General features: G+C 57.1%; 15 protein-coding genes. 8 read left to right on the plus strand and 7 right to left on the minus strand.

The genetic code is table 11. The features are described 5' to 3' along the window. Positions 1 to 3: 3 nt before the first annotated feature. Both rcsC and gyrA read right to left on the minus strand, forming a co-directional pair. Positions 4 to 2,847, minus strand: a complete 2,844-nt coding sequence (rcsC, locus tag SOM40_RS16055; protein ID WP_320530340.1) for a two-component system sensor histidine kinase RcsC — start codon at positions 2,845 to 2,847, stop codon at positions 4 to 6. 143 nt (positions 2,848 to 2,990) lie between these two features. Beyond that, entirely contained in the window at positions 2,991 to 5,627 is a 2,637-nt protein-coding gene (gyrA, locus tag SOM40_RS16060; protein ID WP_106995398.1) for a DNA topoisomerase (ATP-hydrolyzing) subunit A, read from the minus strand. A 132-nt stretch (positions 5,628 to 5,759) separates the two neighbouring features. Here gyrA and ubiG point away from each other — a divergent pair, with 132 nt between their 5' ends. The 4 genes from ubiG (at position 5,760) to yfaE (ending at position 10,574) form a co-directional block, all read left to right on the plus strand. Then, positions 5,760 to 6,488 carry a bifunctional 2-polyprenyl-6-hydroxyphenol methylase/3-demethylubiquinol 3-O-methyltransferase UbiG gene (gene ubiG, locus SOM40_RS16065; protein WP_320530341.1) on the plus strand — a complete coding sequence of 243 codons (729 nt, stop codon included), beginning with the start codon at positions 5,760 to 5,762 and terminating at the stop codon, positions 6,486 to 6,488. 334 nt (positions 6,489 to 6,822) lie between these two features. After that, positions 6,823 to 9,108 carry a class 1a ribonucleoside-diphosphate reductase subunit alpha gene (nrdA, locus tag SOM40_RS16070; RefSeq protein WP_225758373.1) on the plus strand — a complete coding sequence of 762 codons (2,286 nt, stop codon included), beginning with the start codon at positions 6,823 to 6,825 and terminating at the stop codon, positions 9,106 to 9,108. 81 nt (positions 9,109 to 9,189) lie between these two features. Beyond that, positions 9,190 to 10,320, plus strand: a complete 1,131-nt coding sequence (gene nrdB / locus SOM40_RS16075) for a class Ia ribonucleoside-diphosphate reductase subunit beta (protein WP_106995401.1) — start codon at positions 9,190 to 9,192, stop codon at positions 10,318 to 10,320. Next, positions 10,320 to 10,574 carry a class I ribonucleotide reductase maintenance protein YfaE gene (gene yfaE, locus SOM40_RS16080; protein ID WP_312077429.1) on the plus strand — a complete coding sequence of 85 codons (255 nt, stop codon included), beginning with the start codon at positions 10,320 to 10,322 and terminating at the stop codon, positions 10,572 to 10,574. Before nrdB ends, yfaE begins: the two co-directional genes overlap by 1 nt. A 23-nt stretch (positions 10,575 to 10,597) precedes the next feature. Here yfaE and glpQ read toward each other — a convergent pair whose 3' ends face one another. Both glpQ and glpT read right to left on the minus strand, forming a co-directional pair. Beyond that, positions 10,598 to 11,650: a glycerophosphodiester phosphodiesterase gene (gene glpQ / locus SOM40_RS16085; protein WP_320530342.1), complete on the minus strand. Its 1,053-nt coding sequence runs from the start codon at positions 11,648 to 11,650 to the stop codon at positions 10,598 to 10,600. An 11-nt stretch (positions 11,651 to 11,661) separates the two neighbouring features. After that, a complete protein-coding gene (glpT, locus tag SOM40_RS16090; protein ID WP_166183030.1) occupies positions 11,662 to 13,014 on the minus strand; it encodes a glycerol-3-phosphate transporter in 1,353 nt (450 codons plus the stop codon). A gap of 256 nt (positions 13,015 to 13,270) precedes the next feature. Between glpT and glpA the strand changes: the two genes are divergently transcribed. The 3 genes from glpA to glpC are packed head-to-tail and all read left to right on the plus strand — an operon-like array spanning position 13,271 to position 17,293. Continuing rightward, positions 13,271 to 14,899, plus strand: a complete 1,629-nt coding sequence (gene glpA / locus SOM40_RS16095; RefSeq protein ID WP_312188447.1) for an anaerobic glycerol-3-phosphate dehydrogenase subunit A — start codon at positions 13,271 to 13,273, stop codon at positions 14,897 to 14,899. Further along, entirely contained in the window at positions 14,889 to 16,106 is a 1,218-nt protein-coding gene (glpB, locus tag SOM40_RS16100; protein WP_320530343.1) for a glycerol-3-phosphate dehydrogenase subunit GlpB, read from the plus strand. Before glpA ends, glpB begins: the two co-directional genes overlap by 11 nt. Beyond that, the gene (gene glpC / locus SOM40_RS16105) at positions 16,103 to 17,293 is read left to right on the plus strand and encodes an anaerobic glycerol-3-phosphate dehydrogenase subunit GlpC (protein WP_320530344.1); all 1,191 of its coding nucleotides are present in this window, start codon (positions 16,103 to 16,105) and stop codon (positions 17,291 to 17,293) included. Before glpB ends, glpC begins: the two co-directional genes overlap by 4 nt. A 31-nt stretch (positions 17,294 to 17,324) precedes the next feature. Here glpC and SOM40_RS16110 read toward each other — a convergent pair whose 3' ends face one another. Together SOM40_RS16110 and SOM40_RS16115 are read right to left on the minus strand one after the other, a co-directional pair. Further along, positions 17,325 to 18,524: a nicotinamide mononucleotide deamidase-related protein YfaY gene (locus tag SOM40_RS16110; protein ID WP_320530345.1), complete on the minus strand. Its 1,200-nt coding sequence runs from the start codon at positions 18,522 to 18,524 to the stop codon at positions 17,325 to 17,327. 93 nt (positions 18,525 to 18,617) lie between these two features. After that, entirely contained in the window at positions 18,618 to 19,160 is a 543-nt protein-coding gene (locus SOM40_RS16115) for a YfaZ family outer membrane protein (RefSeq protein WP_106995409.1), read from the minus strand. A gap of 270 nt (positions 19,161 to 19,430) precedes the next feature. Between SOM40_RS16115 and SOM40_RS16120 the strand changes: the two genes are divergently transcribed. After that, entirely contained in the window at positions 19,431 to 20,879 is a 1,449-nt protein-coding gene (locus tag SOM40_RS16120; RefSeq protein ID WP_320530346.1) for a catalase, read from the plus strand. 39 nt (positions 20,880 to 20,918) lie between these two features. Here SOM40_RS16120 and SOM40_RS16125 read toward each other — a convergent pair whose 3' ends face one another. Then, positions 20,919 to 21,278 (minus strand): Rpn/YhgA-type helix-turn-helix domain-containing protein, encoded by a 360-nt coding sequence (locus tag SOM40_RS16125; RefSeq protein WP_320530347.1) that lies wholly within the window; start codon positions 21,276 to 21,278, stop codon positions 20,919 to 20,921. Between the last annotated feature and the right edge of the window lie 23 nt (positions 21,279 to 21,301).

Genomic DNA, 21,301 nt, shown 5'->3' on the forward strand with positions numbered 1-21,301 from the left:
CTCCTATACTCGCGTTTTCCTCACCCGCTCCGCATACACCGACAGCGTCTGTTTCAACACGTCCAGCGTCACCGGCTTGGAAAGACAGCTGTCCATCCCCGACTCCAGACAACGCTGCTTCTCTTCTGCCAGCGCGTTGGCGGTGACGCCCACCACCGGCAGCGTCAGGCCCAGCTGGCGAATACGCTGGGTGAGGCGATAGCCGTCCATGTTCGGCATGTTCACGTCGCTCAGGACGATGTCGATATGGTTTTTACTCAACACGTTCAGCGCATCCACGCCATCGTTCGCGGTTTTACACTGATAGCCCAGCGAGCCCAGCTGATCGGCCAGCAGACGGCGGTTAATCGGATGGTCATCCACCACCAGGATCATCATGTCCTCGTTCAGCGACTGCGCTGATTCAGGGGACGGCAGCGCGGCCGAGCCATCGCCTGCGTCCATCTCGATACGATAGATGCGCGCCAGCAGCGCAATCAGCTCGTGCGGCGAGGCCACGCTGTTCACCCACTCGCCGTGGGCACGCTCCTGAGCAATACCGATGTGGCGACGGCAGAAGATCACCGCCGCTTTGCCCTGCCACGGCTGCGTCAGCTCATCGTCGGTGAGGAGTATGTCTTCCGCATCCGGTGTTTGCCCGGTGTAGCGCGCCACACGAATACCGTGCGGCGTCAGCAGGGACTCCAGATAGGCATACAGCGAGGCATTATTGACCGCCAGCCAGCAGCGTTTATCACTTAATCCATCCACCACGATGCTCGGGGACTGCGCGGCATAGAGCGGAATGCGGATGGTAAACTGACTCCCCATACCCGGCTCGGTATCCACCGAGATATCGCCGTCCATCATGCTGATCAGTTTTTCACAAATCGCCAGCCCCAGACCGGTACCCTGGAAGTTACGCTGCACCCCCGTTCCCACCTGGAAGAACGGATCGAAGAGTTTGACCACCTCTTTGGCCGGAATACCCACCCCGGTGTCGCGCACGCGGATGCTCAGATAGTCCCCTGCCCTCGCGACATGCATCACGATGCAGCCCATATCGGTGAACTTAATGGCGTTGCTGAGCAGGTTGGAGATCACCTGCTGCAGGCGCATCGGATCGCCCTCCAGCGATACCGGCACGTCCGGCTCAATAAAGCAGTACAGCCCCAGCTGTTTCCGCACCACCAGCGGCAGATAGTTGGCGCTGATATGGTTCATCACCTCGCGCGGCGAGAATTCGCGCGGTTCAATTTTCAGCTGTTCGGACTCAATTTTGGAGAAGTCGAGAATATCGCTGATGATTTTCAACAGCAGGCTGGAGGAGTTGTTCATCGCCGTCACCAGACGGTCAACGCCCCGGGGCAGCTCTTTAGTCTGCAGCAGATCGAGGTTACCGATAATTCCGTACAGCGGGGTGCGCAGTTCGTGGCTGACGGTGGCGAGGAACATCGATTTCGACTGGCTGGCCTGTTCAGCCGACTGGGCCATATCCTGCAACGACTCTTCCATTTTGACGCGCGCGGAGACATCCACCAGCACGCAGATGGCGACGTTCTCATTGCGATAGCGCGAGTGCACAAAGCTGATCTGCAGGTTGGTGTTGTTGCTGGTCAGTACGTCGACGAAGTTGACCTGCTGCCCGCAAATGATCTGCGTCAGCCGCTGCCGGTCCTCGTGTGTCAGCATATTCAGATAGTTGTGCGCCAGCTCGTTACTGAGGATGTTGGTACCGTCCAGGGTACGCAGAATACAGATCCCCACCGGCGCAGAGGCGACAATCTTGCGGTTGAACTGCTCATGCTCTTCGAGGCGCTGGGCGTCGATCTCCGCCGGAATAAAGATTTTGCGCTCGTACATCCGCGCCAGCGTAAACAGCGCAATCCCCACCAGCACGTTCAGCAGTACCGAATTGAGGATCAGCATGCGGATACGCTCCAGCACCAGATCCACCGGAACGGAATAGACGATGCTCAGGGACGATGGCGGCAGGCTGTTTTTCAGCACCAGATCGCGGAAACCGGAGGTATAACCAAACCACGACCGCTCCTGCATCCAGCGAGGGTCGACCTTGAGACGGGATTCCGGCCCCGCCAGGGAGATAAGGGGATGGCCATTTTCATCGAGAATAGTCACGCCCATCGGCAGGTTGCCGGGGGTGAAAAAGTTCTCCATGCGGATAGTCTGTTCAGTGCCGAGCATCGCCTGCAGGCGGTTGGCCAGATAGACCGGCGTCATGGCGTAAAAGTACCCTACCCCGGGACGCGGGCCCTGGCTTATCCAGAACAGATTGTTGCCGCGCTCATCCTGCGGCGCATTGCGGTATTTCATGATCCGCTCATGCAGGCTTTTCAGGGCGTTATCACGATCCATCGGCACGTCACGCAGGCCAAAGTTGGCCATGCAGAGGTTTTCACTACCAATCAAAAAGACCCGGTTCAGATCGTAAGCTGCCGAGAAGTTATCGCGCCAGTAGCGCATAAACCAGGCCAGCGACTCCAGCGACCCGCGCCATGCCGGGCCCATCGCAGAGCAATCAGAATCGGGGAACAGCGGCTCAAAGCTGGGCACTTCGGTTTTGCTGTCGCGCCCGCGGGTGGCCAGCACGCCGTTTTCCGCCGTCAGACGGTTCTCGGCGATGTACTTGAGCTCCTTCATGACGTCTGCGGTGCGCTGAATGTAGCGCTGGGACTGTTCGTAGCTGAGGTTAAATTCCTGACGGATCTCCGACTCCTTCTGGTGCAGCGCGTTGACGATGTAAAACACCGAAAACAGGGCGATCAACACCCAGATCAGGAGCGCCAGCGCCCGAAACAGATAGCGAGAAACTTTCAGCGTGGTTCGAAAGGAGACGAGGTATTTCAAGGGGGCGAGGCTCCGCCATCAGGGTCAAAAGGAATGGGCTTAAGGTAGCGGTAAACGCGCGCGGTCGCAATGTTAGGTTGTCTGCAATTACGTGTGCTACAAAAGAAAAGGGCCGGAAACCGGCCCTTTATCGTCAGGAGACGTTACTCTTCAGCATCATCCGCTGCATCGTCGTCGGTGTCCGCTTCCGGTGCGATCTCATCGTCACCTTCTGCGACGCTGCCGTCGATGGAGTCGAGCTCTTCGTCATCCACCGGCTCAGCGACGCGCTGCAGACCCACTACGTTTTCATCTTCCGCAGTACGGATGAGGATAACGCCCTGGGTGTTACGGCCCACCACGCTGATCTCAGACACACGGGTACGCACCAGCGTACCGGCATCGGTGATCATCATGATCTGGTCGGCATCATCAACCTGGACCGCGCCAACAACGGAGCCGTTACGCTCGGTCACTTTGATCGAGATAACGCCCTGAGTGCCGCGGGACTTGGTTGGATACTCGTCCTGGGCGGTACGTTTACCGTAGCCGTTCTGCGTGACGGTCAGGATTGCGCCTTCGCCACGTGGAACAATCAGGGAGACCACGCTGTCTTCGCCCGCCAGTTTGATGCCGCGAACGCCGGTCGCGGTACGACCCATGGCGCGCACGGCGCTCTCTTTAAAGCGCACCACTTTACCGGCGGCAGAGAACAGCATCACTTCGTCGGAACCGGAGGTCAGATCCACACCAATCAGTTCATCGCCTTCGTTCAGGTTGACGGCGATGATACCGGCAGAACGTGGGCGGCTGAACTCGGTCAGAGCGGTCTTCTTCACCGTACCGCTGGCGGTCGCCATAAAGACGTTCACGCCCTCTTCGTACTCACGTACCGGCAGGATTGCGGTAATACGTTCGTTCGCTTCCAGCGGCAGCAGGTTAACGATCGGACGACCACGCGCGCCACGGCTCGCTTCCGGCAGCTGATAAACCTTCATCCAGTACAGACGACCCCGGCTGGAGAAGCAGAGGATGGTGTCATGGGTGTTGGCCACCAGCAGGCGGTCGATAAAGTCTTCTTCTTTAATACGTGCTGCAGATTTGCCTTTACCACCACGACGTTGTGCTTCGTAGTCGGTCAGCGGCTGATATTTCACATAGCCCTGATGAGACAGGGTGACCACCACGTCTTCGCGGTTGATCAGATCTTCAATGTTGATATCAGAACTGTTGGCGGTGATTTCAGTGCGACGCTCATCGCCGAACTGATCGCGGGCCAGCTCCAGCTCTTCACGGATCACTTCCATCAGACGATCGGCGCTGCCAAGGATATGCAGCAGCTCGGCAATCTGTTCCAGCAGTTCTTTGTACTCGTCGAGCAGTTTTTCGTGCTCAAGGCCGGTCAGTTTCTGCAGACGCAGATCCAGGATGGCCTGAGCCTGCTGTTCGGTCAGGTAATACTGACCATCACGTACGCCAAACTCTGGCTCCAGCCACTCCGGACGCGCAGCATCATCGCCCGCACGTTCCAGCATCGCAGAGACATTCCCCAGCGCCCATGGCTGAGCCACTAAACCTGCTTTCGCTTCGGCAGGGGTTGGGGCACGACGAATCAGCTCGATGATTGGATCGATGTTCGCCAGCGCAACCGCCAGGGCTTCAAGGATGTGCGCACGATCGCGAGCTTTACGCAGTTCGAAAATGGTACGACGGGTCACCACTTCACGGCGGTGACGGACGAACGCGCTCAGAATGTCTTTCAGGTTCATGATCTTCGGCTGGCCATGGTGCAGCGCAACCATGTTGATGCCGAAGGAGACCTGAAGCTGGGTCAGGGAGTAGAGGTTGTTAAGAACCACTTCCCCTACCGCGTCACGTTTGATCTCAATCACGACGCGCATGCCGTCTTTATCAGACTCATCACGCAGCGCGCTGATCCCTTCAATACGCTTCTCTTTAACCAGCTCGGCAATCTTCTCGATCAGGCGCGCTTTGTTCACCTGATACGGGATTTCGTGGACGATGATGGTCTCACGGCCGGTTTTGGCGTCCGCTTCCACTTCAGCGCGGGCGCGAATATAGATCTTGCCGCGACCGGTACGGTACGCTTCTTCAATGCCGCGACGGCCATTAATGATGGCGGCGGTCGGGAAGTCCGGACCCGGGATGTGTTCCATCAGCCCTTCAATGCTGATCTCTTCATCGTCGATATAGGCCAGGCAGCCGTTGATCACTTCCGTGATGTTGTGCGGCGGAATGTTGGTCGCCATACCTACGGCGATACCGGATGCACCGTTTACCAGCAGGTTAGGGATCTTGGTTGGCATCACATCCGGAATGCGCTCGGTGCCGTCGTAGTTATCGACGAAATCAACGGTCTCTTTTTCCAGATCGGCCATCAGCTCATGGGCGATTTTCGACATACGGATTTCCGTATAACGCATCGCCGCGGCGGAGTCGCCGTCAACCGAACCGAAGTTACCCTGACCATCAACCAGCATGTAACGCAATGAGAATGGCTGCGCCATACGGACGATGGTGTCATAAACTGCTGTATCACCATGCGGGTGATATTTACCGATTACGTCACCAACGACACGGGCAGATTTTTTGTAGGCTTTATTCCAGTCATTGCCCAATACGTTCATGGCGTATAGTACGCGACGGTGTACCGGCTTAAGTCCATCGCGGACATCCGGCAGCGCACGGCCAACAATGACCGACATCGCATAATCCAGATAGGAGCTCTTCAGCTCTTCCTCGATGTTAACCGGTGTAATTTCTCTCGCAAGGTCGCTCATCTAACCGCTATCCCTCTACTGTATCCCGGATTCAAAGGTCGGAAATTATAACACACCCGCTTAGGTTTAAACTAATTTGCTTTGTTATCCTGATATACTTCCTCGTCTTTAAATTACGGAGTAAAAGCGTCCATGAATGCGGAAAAATCCCCGGTGGCTCCCAACGTTGACCAGGAAGAGATCGCCAAATTCGAAGCCGTCGCCTCGCGCTGGTGGGATCTTGAAGGTGAGTTTAAACCCCTGCACCGCATTAACCCCCTGCGTCTGGGCTATATCGCCGAGCGTTCCGGCGGCCTGTTCGGTAAAAAAGTGCTCGATGTAGGCTGTGGCGGCGGCATCCTGGCAGAGAGCATGGCGCGCGAAGGCGCTACCGTGACCGGCCTGGATATGGGCTTCGAGCCGCTACAGGTGGCGCGACTGCATGCGCTGGAAAGCGGCGTTCAGGTGGAGTACGTGCAGGAAACCGTCGAAGAGCACGCGGCGAAACATGCCCATCAGTATGACGTCGTCACCTGCATGGAGATGCTGGAGCACGTTCCCGACCCGCAATCGGTGGTAAAAGCCTGTGCGGCGCTGGTGAAACCGGGCGGCCAGGTGTTTTTCTCCACCATCAACCGCAACGGCAAGGCGTGGCTGATGGCAGTAGTCGGCGCGGAATACGTGTTGCGGATGGTGCCAAAAGGCACTCACGACGTGAAAAAATTCATCAAACCCGCCGAATTGCTGGGCTGGGTCGATGGCACCTGGCTGAAAGAGCAGCATATCACCGGGCTGCATTACAATCCTCTGACCGACACGTTCAAACTGGCGCCAGGCGTGGACGTTAACTACATGCTCCATACCACTGCAAAAAAAGACTAAGGTTAGCCACTCTTTTTCTAATGAATGCGCAACCCTCAGTTGCGCATTTTTGACGACCCGTTGAAGAAATCAGCAGTCGATCAAATTTTCATTTTTTTTTCTACATTATTGACATCACGTCCAGGCCTTACGGCACGAGGACTTACGCTTTTTTACCCTTTCACAACCTGAATTTAACCTCAAAATCAACTCTTGTGCTGAAAAGAATCCTTACTAGAATACTCACCATCTTGCGTTATGCTTAACGCACAACCCCTATATATAGTATTTATCCACAGAGGTCTGTGGATAAGCGGGGGATATTTTCATTTTTCACGGACAGGTAAAAACCCACATGAATCAGAGTCTGCTGGTGACAAAGCGCGACGGTGCTACCGAGCGTATCAATCTGGACAAAATCCATCGTGTTCTCGACTGGGCAGCAGAAGGACTGAACAACGTATCTATTTCTCAGGTGGAACTGCGATCTCACATCCAGTTCTATGACGGCATCAAAACGTCTGATATCCACGAAACCATTATCAAAGCTGCGGCGGATCTGATCTCCCGCGAAGCACCGGATTATCAGTACCTCGCTGCCCGTCTGGCCATTTTCCACCTGCGTAAAAAAGCTTACGGCCAGTTTGAGCCGCCAGCGTTGTTCGATCATGTGGTGAAGATGGTAGAGCTGGGCAAATACGACACGCATCTGCTGGAAGACTACACGGAAGAAGAGTTCAAGCAGATGGACGGGTTTATCGATCACTGGCGTGATATGAACTTCTCCTACGCCGCGGTGAAGCAGCTGGAAGGTAAATACCTGGTCCAGAACCGTGTGACCGGCGAAATCTACGAGAGCGCCCAGTTCCTCTACATTCTGGTTGCCGCCTGCCTGTTCTCTGGCTATCCGCGCGATACCCGTCTGGAATACGTGAAGCGTTTCTACGATGCGGTGTCCACGTTCAAAATTTCTCTGCCAACGCCGATCATGTCCGGCGTGCGCACCCCAACCCGCCAGTTCAGCTCCTGCGTGCTGATCGAGTGCGGCGACAGCCTGGACTCTATTAACGCCACCTCCAGCGCCATTGTGAAATACGTTTCCCAGCGCGCCGGTATCGGCATCAACGCCGGTCGCATTCGTGCCCTGGGTAGCCCGATCCGCGGCGGTGAAGCGTTCCACACCGGCTGTATCCCGTTCTACAAACACTTCCAGACCGCAGTCAAATCCTGCTCCCAGGGCGGCGTGCGCGGTGGTGCAGCGACCCTGTTCTACCCGATGTGGCATCTGGAAGTTGAAAGCCTGCTGGTCCTGAAAAACAACCGTGGCGTGGAAGGTAACCGCGTGCGTCACATGGACTACGGCGTACAGATCAACAAGCTGATGTACACCCGTCTGCTGAAAGGTGGCGACATCACCCTGTTCAGCCCGTCCGACGTCCCGGGCCTGTACGACGCTTTCTTTGCCGATCAGGATGAGTTCGAGCGCCTGTACGTTCAGTACGAGCAGGACGACAGTATTCGTAAGCAGCGCGTGAAGGCGGTTGAACTGTTCTCCCTGATGATGCAGGAGCGCGCCTCGACCGGCCGTATCTACATCCAGAACGTCGACCACTGCAACACCCACAGCCCGTTCGATCCGGTCGTTGCCCCAGTGCGCCAGTCCAACCTGTGCCTGGAGATCGCCCTGCCGACCAAACCGCTGGAAGATGTGAACGACGAAAACGGCGAGATCGCCCTGTGTACGCTCTCCGCGTTCAACCTGGGTGCGATTAACAGCCTCGACGAGCTGGAAGAGCTGGCAGTGCTGGCGGTCCGTGCCCTGGATGCGCTGCTGGATTATCAGGATTACCCAATCCCGGCGGCCAAACGTGGTGCGATGGGTCGTCGTACCCTCGGCATCGGTGTGATCAACTATGCCTACTGGCTGGCGAAAAACGGCAAGCGTTATTCCGACGGCAGCGCCAACAATCTGACGCACCAGACCTTCGAAGCCATTCAGTATTACCTGCTGAAAGCCTCCAACGATCTGGCCATTGAGCAAGGCGCCTGCCCGTGGTTCAACGAAACCACCTACGCCAAAGGCATTCTGCCGATCGACACCTACAAGAAAGACCTGGACGCGATCGCCAACGAGCCGCTGCATCTTGACTGGGAAGCTCTGCGCGAATCCATTAAGACTCACGGCCTGCGTAACTCCACGCTCTCTGCCCTGATGCCGTCCGAGACCTCCTCGCAGATCTCCAACGCCACCAATGGCATCGAGCCGCCGCGCGGCCACGTCAGCATCAAAGCGTCGAAAGACGGGATCCTGCGCCAGGTGGTGCCGGACTACGAGCTGCTGAAAAACAACTACGAGCTGCTGTGGGAGATGCCAAATAACGACGGCTACCTGCAGCTGGTGGGCATCATGCAGAAGTTTATCGACCAGTCGATCTCTGCCAACACCAACTACGATCCGTCACGCTTCCCGTCCGGAAAAGTGCCGATGCAGCAGCTGCTGAAAGACCTGCTTACCGCCTATAAATTTGGCGTGAAGACCCTGTACTATCAAAACACCCGTGACGGTGCGGAAGATGCGCAGGACGATATGGCCCCGTCCATTCAGGATGATGGCTGCGAAAGCGGCGCATGTAAGATTTAATGTAAATGCCGGGTGGCGCTACGCTTACCCGGCCTACGATTTTGTTTGCCCGATCTACAAAATCTCTCACAGGACACACTCATGGCATACACCACCTTTTCACAGACGAAAAACGACCAGCTCAAAGAGCCGATGTTCTTCGGCCAGCCGGTCAACGTGGCACGCTACGATCAGCAAAAATATGACATCTTCGAAAAGCTGATTGAAAAGCAACTCTCCTTCTTCTGGCGTCCGGAAGAAGTTGACGTTTCCCGCGATCGCATCGACTTCCAGGCGCTGCCGGAGCATGAAAAGCACATCTTCCTCAGCAATCTGAAGTATCAGACGCTGCTGGACTCCATCCAGGGTCGTAGCCCGAACGTGGCGCTGCTGCCGCTGATCTCCATCCCGGAGCTGGAAACCTGGGTTGAGACCTGGGCCTTCTCCGAGACGATCCACTCCCGCTCCTACACCCACATCATCCGTAACATCGTCAACGATCCGGCGATTGTGTTCGATGATATCGTCACCAACGATCAAATCCTGAAGCGCGCGCAGGGCATTGCGCACTTCTATGATGACCTGATCGAGATGACCAGCTACTGGCATCTGCTGGGTGAAGGTACCCACAGCGTGAACGGCAAAACCGTCACCGTGAACCTGCGTGAGCTGAAGAAAAAACTCTACCTGTGCCTGATGAGCGTAAACGCTCTCGAAGCGATCCGTTTCTACGTCAGCTTCGCCTGCTCCTTCGCCTTCGCAGAACGCGAGCTGATGGAAGGCAATGCCAAAATCATCCGTCTGATCGCCCGGGATGAAGCCCTGCACCTGACAGGCACCCAGCATATGCTGAACCTGCTGCGCAGCGGCGTGGACGATCCGGAAATGGCTGAGATTGCAGAAGAGTGTAAGCAGGAGAGCTATGACCTGTTTGTTCAGGCGGCGCAGCAGGAGAAAGAGTGGGCTGAATACCTGTTCCAGGGCGGCTCGATGATCGGCCTGAACAAAGATATTCTCTGCCAGTACGTCGAGTACATCACCAACATCCGCATGCAGGCGGTGGGTCTTGACCTGCCGTTCCAGACCCGCTCCAACCCAATCCCGTGGATCAACACCTGGCTGGTGTCCGATAACGTCCAGGTGGCGCCGCAGGAAGTGGAAGTGAGCTCCTACCTGGTCGGTCAGATTGACTCCGAAGTCAACACCGATGATTTGAGCGACTTCCAGCTCTGATGAGCCGCGTGACGCTTCGCCTGACTGGCACAGAACTCCTGTGCCAGGATGAACACCCTTCCCTGCTTATTGCGCTGGAATCCCACCGGATTGCAGTTGAATACCAGTGCCGTGAAGGCTACTGCGGCTCCTGCCGCTGCCGCCTGGTGACCGGTCAGGTTGACTGGATCACCGAGCCGCTGGCCTTCATCAACGAAGGGGAAATTTTGCCCTGCTGCTGTAGGGCAAAAGGCGATATTGAGATCGAGATGTAAAAAAGGGCCTTCCGGCCCTTTTTTTATTTTAAGAACGTCACCGCTTTATCCGGGAAATCTGTAAACAATCCGTCCACACCCGCCTGGTTGTACAACACCTCATAAAGCTGATTCACATCCGTCGCATATTCCGGCAGCTGGTCCGCGCGCACCGTATAAGGATGGACCTGCATCTTGCTGGCATGCGCCTCTTTCACCATCGTCGTCAACTTCACGTGGCCCGGCGTGGAACCCTCTGCCACCAGCATGTGGTAATCCGGGCCGATGCCGTCGGCGTACTGCGCAATCTGCTTCATCGCACCCGGTGTAAACATCCAGTCGTAACTGTAGTTCACCCACGTCCCGTCCGACTGCTTCTCCTGGGTTTCATTCCAGTCGGTGTAAGCAATCAGCTGCACCAGATTGAGATCCATCCCCAACTTCGGCTCCAGCTCGGTTTTGATGCGCTTCAGCTCAGCGGCGTCAAAACACTGCAGATACACTTTGTCCTTCTTGCTGGTGTAGCCATAGTGTTTCAGCACCTCCAGCGTTTTCGCGGCAATGTCTTTCCCTTCCTGGTGGTGGAACCACGGCGCTTTGATTTCCGGATAGATACCGATATTTTTACCGGTTGAGTGGTTCAGCCCCTGAACAAACTCAATCTCTTCCTGGAAGGTATGGATGCGGAAGTCAGATTTGCCCATCGGGAAACGTCCCGGATAAACCTGCACCTTCTTGCCATTTTCAATCTCGAAACCTTCGGTAAACTTCAGGGAACGGATCTCCGCCAGGGTAAAATCAATGGCGTAGAACCGGCCATCCTGGCGCGCACGGTCCGGGAAACGCTCCGCCACGTCCGTCACGCGATCAAGATAGTGGTCATGCAGGACGACCAGCTGGTCGTCCTTCGTCATCACCAGATCCTGCTCCAGATAATCCGCGCCCTGTGCATAGGCCATCGCTTTCGCTGGCAGCGTATGCTCCGGCAGATAGCCGCTGGCGCCGCGATGGGCGATAACGATTTTTTCCGCCGCCAGGGCGGACCCTGTCATCAGGCCCGCCAGCAGCAATCCGGTTGTTAAGTGAGATAATTTCATGGCAATGTTCCTTATTGACGACGTGCCAGCACTTCCGCGTGATGACGTTTCTCACCGATCATCACGACAATCAGCAGCAGTACCGCCAGTACGCTACCGCCGATCATCACCATAAAGCCGCCGTCCCAGCCGAAGAAGTCAACGGTATAGCCCACGATGGCGCTCGCCGCGACCGACCCACCCAGATAGCCGAACAGACCGGTAAAGCCTGCCGCCGTGCCTGCCGCTTTTTTCGGGGCCAGCTCCAGGGCATGCAGACCGATCAGCATAACCGGACCATAAATCAGGAAGCCGATGACGATCATGCAGGCCATATCCACACCCGGGTTGCCCGGCGGGTTGAGCCAGTACACGACGGTGGCGATGGTCACCAGGGTCATAAAGAAGACGCCCGTCGCACCGCGGTTACCTTTAAACACCTTGTCCGACATCCAGCCGCAAATCAGCGTGCCCGGGATCCCGGCGTATTCATACAGGAAGTAGGCCCAGGAGGATTTATCCAGCGCGAAGTGCTTCACCTCTTTCAGGTATGTCGGGGACCAGTCCAGAATGCCGTAGCGCAGCAGATAAACGAACACGTTCGCCACCGCGATATACCACAGCAGTTTGTTGGGCAGCACGTACTTCATGAAGATCTGTTTTGCCGTCAGCTCTTCTTCATGCTTCTCACTGTAATCATCCGGATAGTCATTTTTGTACTCTTCAATCGGCGGCAGGCCGCAGGATTGCGGCGTATCGCGCATCAGCGCAAAGGCAATAATCGCCACCACAATGGCGCCAAAGGCTGGCATATAAAGGGCAGCGTGCCAGTCGTTGAACCAGGCCATCCCCAGCAGGAACAGCAGAGGCGGAAGACCGCCCCCTACGTTATGCGCGCAGTTCCACACCGACACGATACCGCCACGCTCTTTCTGCGACCACCAGTGCACCATGGTACGTCCGCATGGCGGCCATCCCATCCCCTGGAACCAGCCGCAAAGGAACAGCAGGACGAACATGACGGCAATACTGGAGGTTGCCCACGGCACAAAGCCCATAAACAGCATGACCGCTGCCGCCAGGATCAGACCGGCAGGCAGGAAAACGCGCGGATTCGAGCGATCGGACACTGAACCCATAATGAATTTGGAAAAACCGTAGGCGATAGAGATCCCCGACAGCGCGAACCCCAGATCGCCACGCGAAAAGCCCTGCTCCACCAGATACGGCATGGCGAGCGCAAAGTTTTTACGCACAAGATAATACGCCGCGTACCCGAAGAAGATCCCCAGGAAGATTTGCCAACGCAGACGGCGGTATAGCGGATCAATTTCTGCCTCTGGCAGACGCGCCCGATGCGGCGCAGGTTTGAAGATACTGAGCATAACAGCCTCCGTGGCCAGGTATTGAATTTACAGGGGCTTAACTGCCCCCGACTCCAGCGAGGCCGCGATGTTAAGAAATCTCAGTGATTGTTACTGTGAATCAACGCACAGATTGTTACAGAAATATGACAGAATGCGCAAAAAAGCTCATGAAATCACGTTTCACTTTCGAATATCGCTCGTTTGTGCTCGAAATCAAACAAACCACAGTTTTAGTGTGGCTAAATGATAAAAAAACGAACACAGAGGGATGACAATGACCATTCACGATCCTCGGTTCAGCGATGTGATAATCATTGGTGGTGGCGCTACCGGCGCTGGGATCGCACGCGATTGCGCCCTTCGCGGCTTAAGCGTCACGCTTCTGGAGCGCCATGATATTGCGACAGGCGCAACCGGGCGTAACCACGGCCTGCTGCACAGCGGCGCGCGGTATGCGGTCACCGACGCTGAATCCGCGCGCGAATGTATTGCTGAAAACCAGATCCTCAGGCGTATAGCCCGCCACTGTATTGAACCGACCGACGGCCTTTTTATCACCCTTCCCGAGGATGATCTCGCCTTTCAGGACACCTTTATCACCGCCTGTCATGCAGCTGGCATTCAGGCTGAGGCTATGGACCCGGCGCTGGCGCGGCGGCTGGAACCTTCGGTTAACCCGGCGCTTATCGGCGCGGTGAAAGTCCCTGACGGCACCGTCGATCCGTTCCGCCTGACCGCCGCCAATATGCTGGACGCCCGCGAGCATGGCGCGCGTATCCTCACCGGGCACGACGTGACCGGGCTTATCCGGGAAGGTAATCGCATCTGCGGCGTGCGGGTGTTTAACACGCAATACAACGAACACGGCGAGCTGTATGCCGCCGTCGTGGTCAACGCGGCGGGGATCTGGGGGCAGCGCATTGCGGAATACGCCGACCTGTCGGTGCGCATGTTCCCGGCGAAAGGCTCGCTGCTGATCCTCGACCATCGCATCAATAACCACGTGATCAACCGCTGCCGCATACCCTCTGACGCCGATATCCTCGTCCCGGGCGATACCATTTCGTTAATAGGTACAACCTCAACCCACGTGGACTACAGCGAGATTGATTACAACCGCGTGACCGCCGAAGAGGTCGACATCCTGCTACGCGAAGGGGAAAAACTGGCCCCGGTGATGGCGCAGACGCGTATTCTGCGCGCCTACGCGGGCGTACGTCCGCTGGTCGCCAGCGACAACGACCCGAGCGGACGTAACGTCAGCCGTGGCATTGTGCTGCTCGACCATGCCGCGCGTGACGGTCTGGATGGGTTTATCACTATCACCGGTGGCAAGCTGATGACCTACCGTCTGATGGCCGAGTGGGCAACCGATGCCGTCTGCCGCAAACTGGGCAATACCCAATCGTGCGTGACGGCAGAACAGCCTCTGCCCGGATCGCGGCAGTCCACTGAGAAGACGCTACAAAAAATCATCTCCCTCCCTGCCCCTCTGCGTGGTTCGGCCATCTATCGCCATGGCGACAGGACGCCGGTCTGGCTGGGCGAAGGGCGGCTGAGCCGCAGCCTGGTATGCGAGTGTGAAGCCGTTACCGCCGGGGAAGTGCAATACGCGGTGGAGAACCTGACGGTCAATAGCCTGCTCGACCTCCGCCGCCGCACCCGCGTCGGAATGGGGACCTGCCAGGGAGAGCTCTGCGCCTGTCGTGCCGCCGGGCTATTGCAACGTTTTCATACCACTACCGCCACCCAGTCGCTCGATCAGCTTAGCGCATTTTTAAACGAGCGCTGGAAGGGCATTCAGCCTGTCGCCTGGGGTGATGCCCTGCGTGAAAGCGAGTTTACCCGCTGGGTCTACCAGGGGCTTTGCGGTCTTGAAAAGGAGCAACAGGATGAAATTTGATACCGTGATTGTCGGCGGCGGGTTGGCGGGCCTGCTCTGTGGCATCAAACTGACGAGGCAGGGGCTGCGTTGCGCCATTATCACCCGGGGCCAGAGCGCCCTGCACTTCTCGTCGGGCTCTCTGGATCTGATAGACGAAGCGTACCGCGATCAACTGCCGCCAGAGCACCCCTATCACCTGACTGGCGCGCAGCATATTGACCGCTTTGCGCTGGAAGCCGAAGCGCTACTGGCGGACTGCGGGGCACGCCTGAAGGGGAGCGCCAGGCAAAATCATCAGCGCGTCACGCCGCTCGGCACCCTGCGCTCCGCCTGGCTCAGTCCGGAGGAGGTACCCGTTGCCCCGTTTAATGCCGCGCGTGTGCGGGTCGTGGGTATCAGCGGTTTTCTGGATTTTCAGCCCCATCTCGCGGCGGCGTCACTTTGCCGTCAGGGGGTTAATGCCGAAACGGCAGAGATAGAGCTGCCCGAGCTGGATGTCCTGCGAGACAACCCGAGTGAGTTTCGCGCGGTGAATATCGCCCGCTTTCTTGATAACGAAGATAAATGGCCGCTGCTGTATGACGCGCTCAGGCCGCTCGGCGAAAGCTGTGACGCGCTGTTGATGCCCGCCTGCTTTGGCTTACGCGACAACCGCCTCTGGCGCTGGCTCTCGGATCGTCTGCCCTGCACGCTCGGTCTGCTGCCAACGCTGCCCCCTTCCGTACCCGGCATTCGCCTGCATACCCAGCTGCAGCGCAAATTTGTTGCGCAGGGTGGCGTCTGGATGGCAGGGGATGAGGTGAAGAAAATGACGCTGTCGGACGGCGCGGTAAGTGAAATCTGGACGCGCAATCACGATGATATTCCGCTTCGTGCCCGCTATACGGTGCTGGCAAGCGGCAGTTTCTTCAGTAACGGACTGCTGAGCAGCCGGGATGGCATCCGGGAAGCCATTATGGGGCTGGATGTGCGGCAAAGCGCCTCCCGCGCGGACTGGTATCAGAGTGATTTCTTCTCGCCGCAGCCCTGGCAACAGTTCGGCGTGATTGCCGATAATCAGCTACATCCGCAACTTGCTGGTAAGCCAGTCAGTAATCTCTTTGCCATCGGCTCGCTGCTGGGCGGATACGATCCTGTCGCCCAGGGATGCGGTGGCGGCGTCTGCGCCGTGACGGCACTGTATGTCGCAGAGCAGATTAGCCAGCGCACGGAGGCTGAACGATGAACGATACCCGTTTTGAAAGCTGCATCAAATGCACGGTGTGTACCACCATCTGTCCGGTCAGCGGCGTAAATCCGCGCTATCCTGGTCCGAAACAGGCCGGACCGGACGGCGAGCGTTTGCGCCTGAAGGACGGCAGGCTGTACGACGAGGCGCTGAAATACTGCATCAACTGCAAACGCTGCGAGGTGGCCTGTCCGTCCGATGTCAAGATCGGCGATATCATCCAGCGCGCCCGGGCGCGCTATAGCAGGCAAAAACCGTCCTTACGGGACGCCATTCTGAGCCACACCGACCTGATGGGCAGCCTGTCGACGCCGTTTGCCCCGCTGGTGAATACTGCGACCTCTCTCAAACCGGTGCGCCAGCTGCTGGATGCCACGCTGAAGATAGACCATCACCGCAGTCTGCCCAAATATTCTCACGGCACTTTCCGCCGCTGGTACAAGTCCGTCGCGGCGGAGCAGGCGAAGTTTACCGACCAGGTGGCCTTTTTCCACGGCTGCTATGTGAATTACAACCACCCGCAGTTGGGTAAAGATCTGCTGAAGGTGCTTAACGCCATGGGAACAGGCGTTCAACTACTGAATAAAGAGAAGTGCTGCGGCGTACCGCTGATTGCCAACGGGTTTACCGATAAAGCGCGCAGGCAGGCCAAAAGCAATGTCACCTCCCTGCGCGAAGCCATTGTCGACAAGGGTATTCCGGTGCTGGCAACCTCGTCCACCTGCACCTTCACTCTGCGCGACGAGTACCCGCATCTGCTGGACGTGGATAATAGCGGGCTGCGCGAGCATATCGAGCTGGCGACGCGTTTCCTGTGGCGCAAACTGGATAGCGGGCAGACGTTGCCGCTGGGGAAATTGCCCCTGAAAGTGGTGTATCACACACCCTGCCATATGGAGAAAATGGGCTGGTCGCTCTATACGCTTGAACTGCTGCGGTTAATTCCGGGCCTTGAGCTGACGGTGCTGGATTCGCGCTGCTGCGGTATTGCGGGAACCTACGGCTTTAAACGTGAGAACTACGCAACGTCACAGGCGATTGGCGCCCCGCTGTTCCGCCAGATTGAAGAGAGCGGCGCCGATATCGTGGTGACCGACTGCGAAACCTGCAAGTGGCAGATTGAGATGTCCACCAGCAAGCGCTGTGAACATCCGATTACCCTGCTGGCGAAGGCGCTGGGCTGAACAGCGCCGGGGAAAGGCCCCGGCACAGGTTTTACTCAACGAACAGCGATTCGACGACGTTGATCCAGCCATGCTCGCTGGCTACCGGCTTATCATTCAGCCAGCGGCGCAGCATGTTCAGCGCCATCATCGCGCAGACCTCCTGACGGACTGCCAGGCTGTAGCGCGTTGTGCTCATTTTCACCCGCAGGGCGTGGGTGCCTTCCGGGGTAGCCAGGGCAAAGTTGAGATGATCCTCTTCCGCACCCGACACTGCCAGTGCCAGACCGGCAAAATGTTTCACACGCCGCTCGGCCACCCAGTGGGCAGTTTGCGCCAGGGTCTCCTCCTGGGAAGGTACTACCTCGCTGGCCAGCAATGGAGCGCTTACCCGGGAGAGTTGTAACGCCAGCAGGCCACCGGTAAATTGCTCGCTGAGGGTCAGGCTCAGTTGGCGGGCCTGCAGATCGCGGGCGATTTGCGCCGGGAGCCCTTCGGTGCCTTCAAAGATCAGGTTCTCACCCGCCACGCGCTGCACCTCAGGCCACAGGGCCAGTATTGCGGCCTTCTCGGTTGCCGGACCGGTTAATTTCAGTTCGATAATCGGCATCGAGGAGCGATAGCCCATGGTCACACCTGGCGGCAACGTCAGGTGATCGAGGCTCTGGGCCAGGTCACTCTCCGAGCGGCCGAAGGTGGTGAGACGCAAACAGATTGGCGGTTCGGGAAAGGTAAAACGCTGACGCAGACGCGGCAGGATCTCTTTTTCCACCATCACCTTGAATTCAGACGGGACGCCGGGGGTGAAGAACATCAGGCAGCGATTAAGCTGAACGGCAAAGCCGCAGGCGGTGCCGACCGGGTTATCAACCAACTCCGCGCTGGCCGGAATTTCTGCCTGCTTGCGGTTGCTGGGGGCCATCACCTTGCCGCGATCGCTGAAGAACCGCTCCATATGGCTGAGCCACTCGGTGTGCAGCACCAGCGCTTCGCCTTTCGCCGTGGCGGCGGCCAGCGCGCTCAAATCGTCGCTGGTGGGGCCGAGGCCCCCATTCACAATCAGCACATCTGCCTGTTCGCTACGCTCACGCAGAACGTTGACCAGCGCCTCCAGCGAGTCGCCCACCGTGTTACGCCGCGTTAACGGTAATCCCTGCTCAAAGAAAATATCCGCCAGCCAGGCCGCATTGGTATCAGTGATTTGTCCATGCAGTACTTCATCGCCAGTGGACAGCATCTCCACGTTTATCATTGTGTTCTCCCGCATTTGTGGTGAAAACACTATAACGCAATCGGCTGTGGGGGGAAGAGGGAAACAGGCGCGGCAGACGCCGCGCCGGGGGGATCAGAAGCCTGCGCTCACACCCACGTACGGGCCATCGGCAATCGCGTTGTCACGGTTGCCGTCTTTGCCCGCCAGGTTCAGGTAACGGTAGCCCGCCTCGATGGTGATCGGGCGCATGATGGTCCAGCGCGCACCAGCATTGGCCTCTTCGTAGCTATCGATACCGCTGGAGAGGGAGTCCGGGGAGTAGTAATACTCGCCAAACAGACCAAAGCTGTTGCCAATTTTCCACTGCAGGCCGCCGCCTACTGCTGCCGCATAGCCTTCATCGCTGTCTTTCGGGTGGGTGTAGATACCTTTCCCGCCCACGGTAGCGAGGAACGGACCGAGAGGCACGTTCAGGCCCAGTCCGACGCTGGCCACGTCACCCTCATCGTCGTTATTGGTCCAGTTGCCGGTCGCAAACAGGCCCGACGTTTCCGTGCCAAAACCGACGCCAACGTTGGTGTAGTCCTCACCGGCCTGGCCGCTGATGGAAATTGCGTTTGCTGCCGCAGAAACGAACATCAGGCCGCCAAGGCCCAGTAATGCCACTTTTTTCATTGTCGTGATCCCGCACAATTATTGAGATAAATTCCAAAAACGCGTGATTTTAACGTGAGTCGGCCAGGGATCAACGCTGAGGTGATGTAATAAAAAAATTAGATTGTAACGAGTTGATACTTACAGGTTTTAACAATGTTAAATTCTGAGAAACACTTTACGCCCGCTTTGGTTGCGTCCGATCAATACCCGCCCTGACTAACTTCTTTAGATTATCTTTCGCTCAAAACGGAAATTTAAAGACCAATACTCACACATCAGGGAGAAAACATGAGCAAGAAAGGTTTAACCACCGCCTCCGGCTGCCCCGTGGTTCATAACAATAATGTTGCTACGGCGGGCCCACGTGGACCAATGCTGCTGCAGGATGTCTGGTTTCTGGAAAAACTGGCGCATTTCGACCGGGAGGTGATCCCGGAACGTCGGATGCACGCCAAAGGTTCAGGCGCCTACGGTACCTTTACCGTGACCCAGGATATCACCGCCTTTAGCCGGGCGAAGCTGTTTTCCGCCGTCGGTAAAAAAACCGATCTCTTTGTGCGCTTCTCCACCGTTGCGGGTGAACGCGGCGCCGCCGATGCCGAACGCGATATCCGCGGCTTCTCCATCAAGTTTTATACCGAAGAAGGTAACTGGGATCTGGTCGGAAATAACACGCCCATCTTCTACCTGCGCGATCCGCTGAAGTTCCCGGATCTGAATCACGTGGTAAAACGCGATCCGCGTACCAACCTGCGTAATCCGACTTACAAATGGGATTTCTTCTCTCAACTGCCAGAAACGCTGCACCAGCTCACCATTGACTTCAGCGATCGCGGCCTGCCGTGCTCCTATCGCACCATGCACGGCTTTGGCAGCCACGCCTTTAGCTTTATTAACCACAACAACGAACGCTTCTGGGTGAAATTCCACCTCAAGTCCCAACAGGGTATTGCTAACCTGAAGGATGATGAAGCCAAACGCCTGGTCGCAGAAGATCGTGAGAGTTCCCAGCGCGATCTCTTTACCTCTATCGAAAAAGGCGATTTCCCACGCTGGACGTTTTACGTGCAGATCATGCCAGAAAGCGATGCCGCGAAGGTGCCGTACAACCCCTTTGATCTGACCAAGGTCTGGCCGCACGGCGACTATCCGCTGATGGAAGTGGGCGTGCTGGAGCTGAACCGTAACCCGGATAACTACTTTGCAGAAGTTGAGCAGGTGGCGATGTCGCCTGCTAACGTGGTGCCGGGGATTGGCTTCTCACCGGATCGCATGTTGCAGGGTCGTCTCTTCTCCTACGGCGATGCCCACCGCTACCGTTTAGGTGTTAACCATCATCAGATCCCGGTGAACGCCCCGCGCTGTCCGTTCCATAACTACCATCGCGACGGTGCGATGCGTGTGGATGGCAACAGCGGCAACGGTGCTACCTATGAGCCAAACAGCTTTGGCGTTTTCCAGGAACAGCCGGACTTCAGCGAGCCACCGCTGTCGCTGGAAGGTGCAGCCGATCACTGGAATCATCGTGAGGATACTGACTACTTCAGCCAGCCGCGCAAGCTGTTTGAACTGCTGAGCCCGGAAGAGCACCAGCGGATGTTTGCACGTATCGCCGGGGATATGCGGGATGTGCCGGCATTTATTCAGGCGCGCCAGATTGCCCTGTTCAGCGAGGTTCATCCTGACTACGGGGCGGGTGTTCAGGCAGCGCTGATGCGCTTAGCCGAAGAGAAGTAAAAACAGAACGGGAGCCCAGGCTCCCGTTCTGTTGCAGGATTAATGTCTGGCCTGCTCGACAATCTCGGGTGCCAGCCCGGTCAGTTGAGTGACAGTCTCCGGCAGCAGGCCCTTTTCCAGCATCACCTTCGCGATGCGAAGCGCCTCCTGTTCGATGCCTTCCGCTCTGCCCTGATTTAATCCCTGAGCCATCCCCTCTTCCCGGAGATATTGCGCGATATTCATTAACGTCTCCTTATGCTGATGATCCTTTGTCCTGTCTGCTAATGCCTGCAAAAACGCTGCGGGATCGGCGGTATGACCGGCCTTGAGAAGATAGTTGAGCAACGTTTTGAGCTGGGCGTTGCCAGTGTATCCCAGCGCCAACAGCCTGACCAGTTGCTCATGGAGTTCCAGCATGTCCCGCTGTCGGGGCTCGCAAA

Source organism: Leclercia sp. CFBP8987 (assembly GCF_034044995.2).
In the GTDB taxonomy this organism is placed as follows: Bacteria; Pseudomonadota; Gammaproteobacteria; order Enterobacterales; family Enterobacteriaceae; genus Enterobacter; species Enterobacter tamurae.

Coding starts and splice junctions, on each gene's coding strand:
- gyrA (WP_106995398.1), bottom strand. CDS start 5,627: ATGAGCGACCTTGCGAGAGAAATTACACCGGTTAACATCGAGGAAGAG.
- ubiG (WP_320530341.1), top strand. CDS start 5,760: ATGAATGCGGAAAAATCCCCGGTGGCTCCCAACGTTGACCAGGAAGAG.
- nrdA (WP_225758373.1), top strand. CDS start 6,823: ATGAATCAGAGTCTGCTGGTGACAAAGCGCGACGGTGCTACCGAGCGT.
- nrdB (WP_106995401.1), top strand. CDS start 9,190: ATGGCATACACCACCTTTTCACAGACGAAAAACGACCAGCTCAAAGAG.
- yfaE (WP_312077429.1), top strand. CDS start 10,320: ATGAGCCGCGTGACGCTTCGCCTGACTGGCACAGAACTCCTGTGCCAG.
- glpQ (WP_320530342.1), bottom strand. CDS start 11,650: ATGAAATTATCTCACTTAACAACCGGATTGCTGCTGGCGGGCCTGATG.
- glpT (WP_166183030.1), bottom strand. CDS start 13,014: ATGCTCAGTATCTTCAAACCTGCGCCGCATCGGGCGCGTCTGCCAGAG.
- glpA (WP_312188447.1), top strand. CDS start 13,271: ATGACCATTCACGATCCTCGGTTCAGCGATGTGATAATCATTGGTGGT.
- glpB (WP_320530343.1), top strand. CDS start 14,889: ATGAAATTTGATACCGTGATTGTCGGCGGCGGGTTGGCGGGCCTGCTC.
- glpC (WP_320530344.1), top strand. CDS start 16,103: ATGAACGATACCCGTTTTGAAAGCTGCATCAAATGCACGGTGTGTACC.
- SOM40_RS16110 (WP_320530345.1), bottom strand. CDS start 18,524: ATGATAAACGTGGAGATGCTGTCCACTGGCGATGAAGTACTGCATGGA.
- SOM40_RS16115 (WP_106995409.1), bottom strand. CDS start 19,160: ATGAAAAAAGTGGCATTACTGGGCCTTGGCGGCCTGATGTTCGTTTCT.
- SOM40_RS16120 (WP_320530346.1), top strand. CDS start 19,431: ATGAGCAAGAAAGGTTTAACCACCGCCTCCGGCTGCCCCGTGGTTCAT.
- SOM40_RS16125 (WP_320530347.1), bottom strand. CDS start 21,278: ATGCTGGAACTCCATGAGCAACTGGTCAGGCTGTTGGCGCTGGGATAC.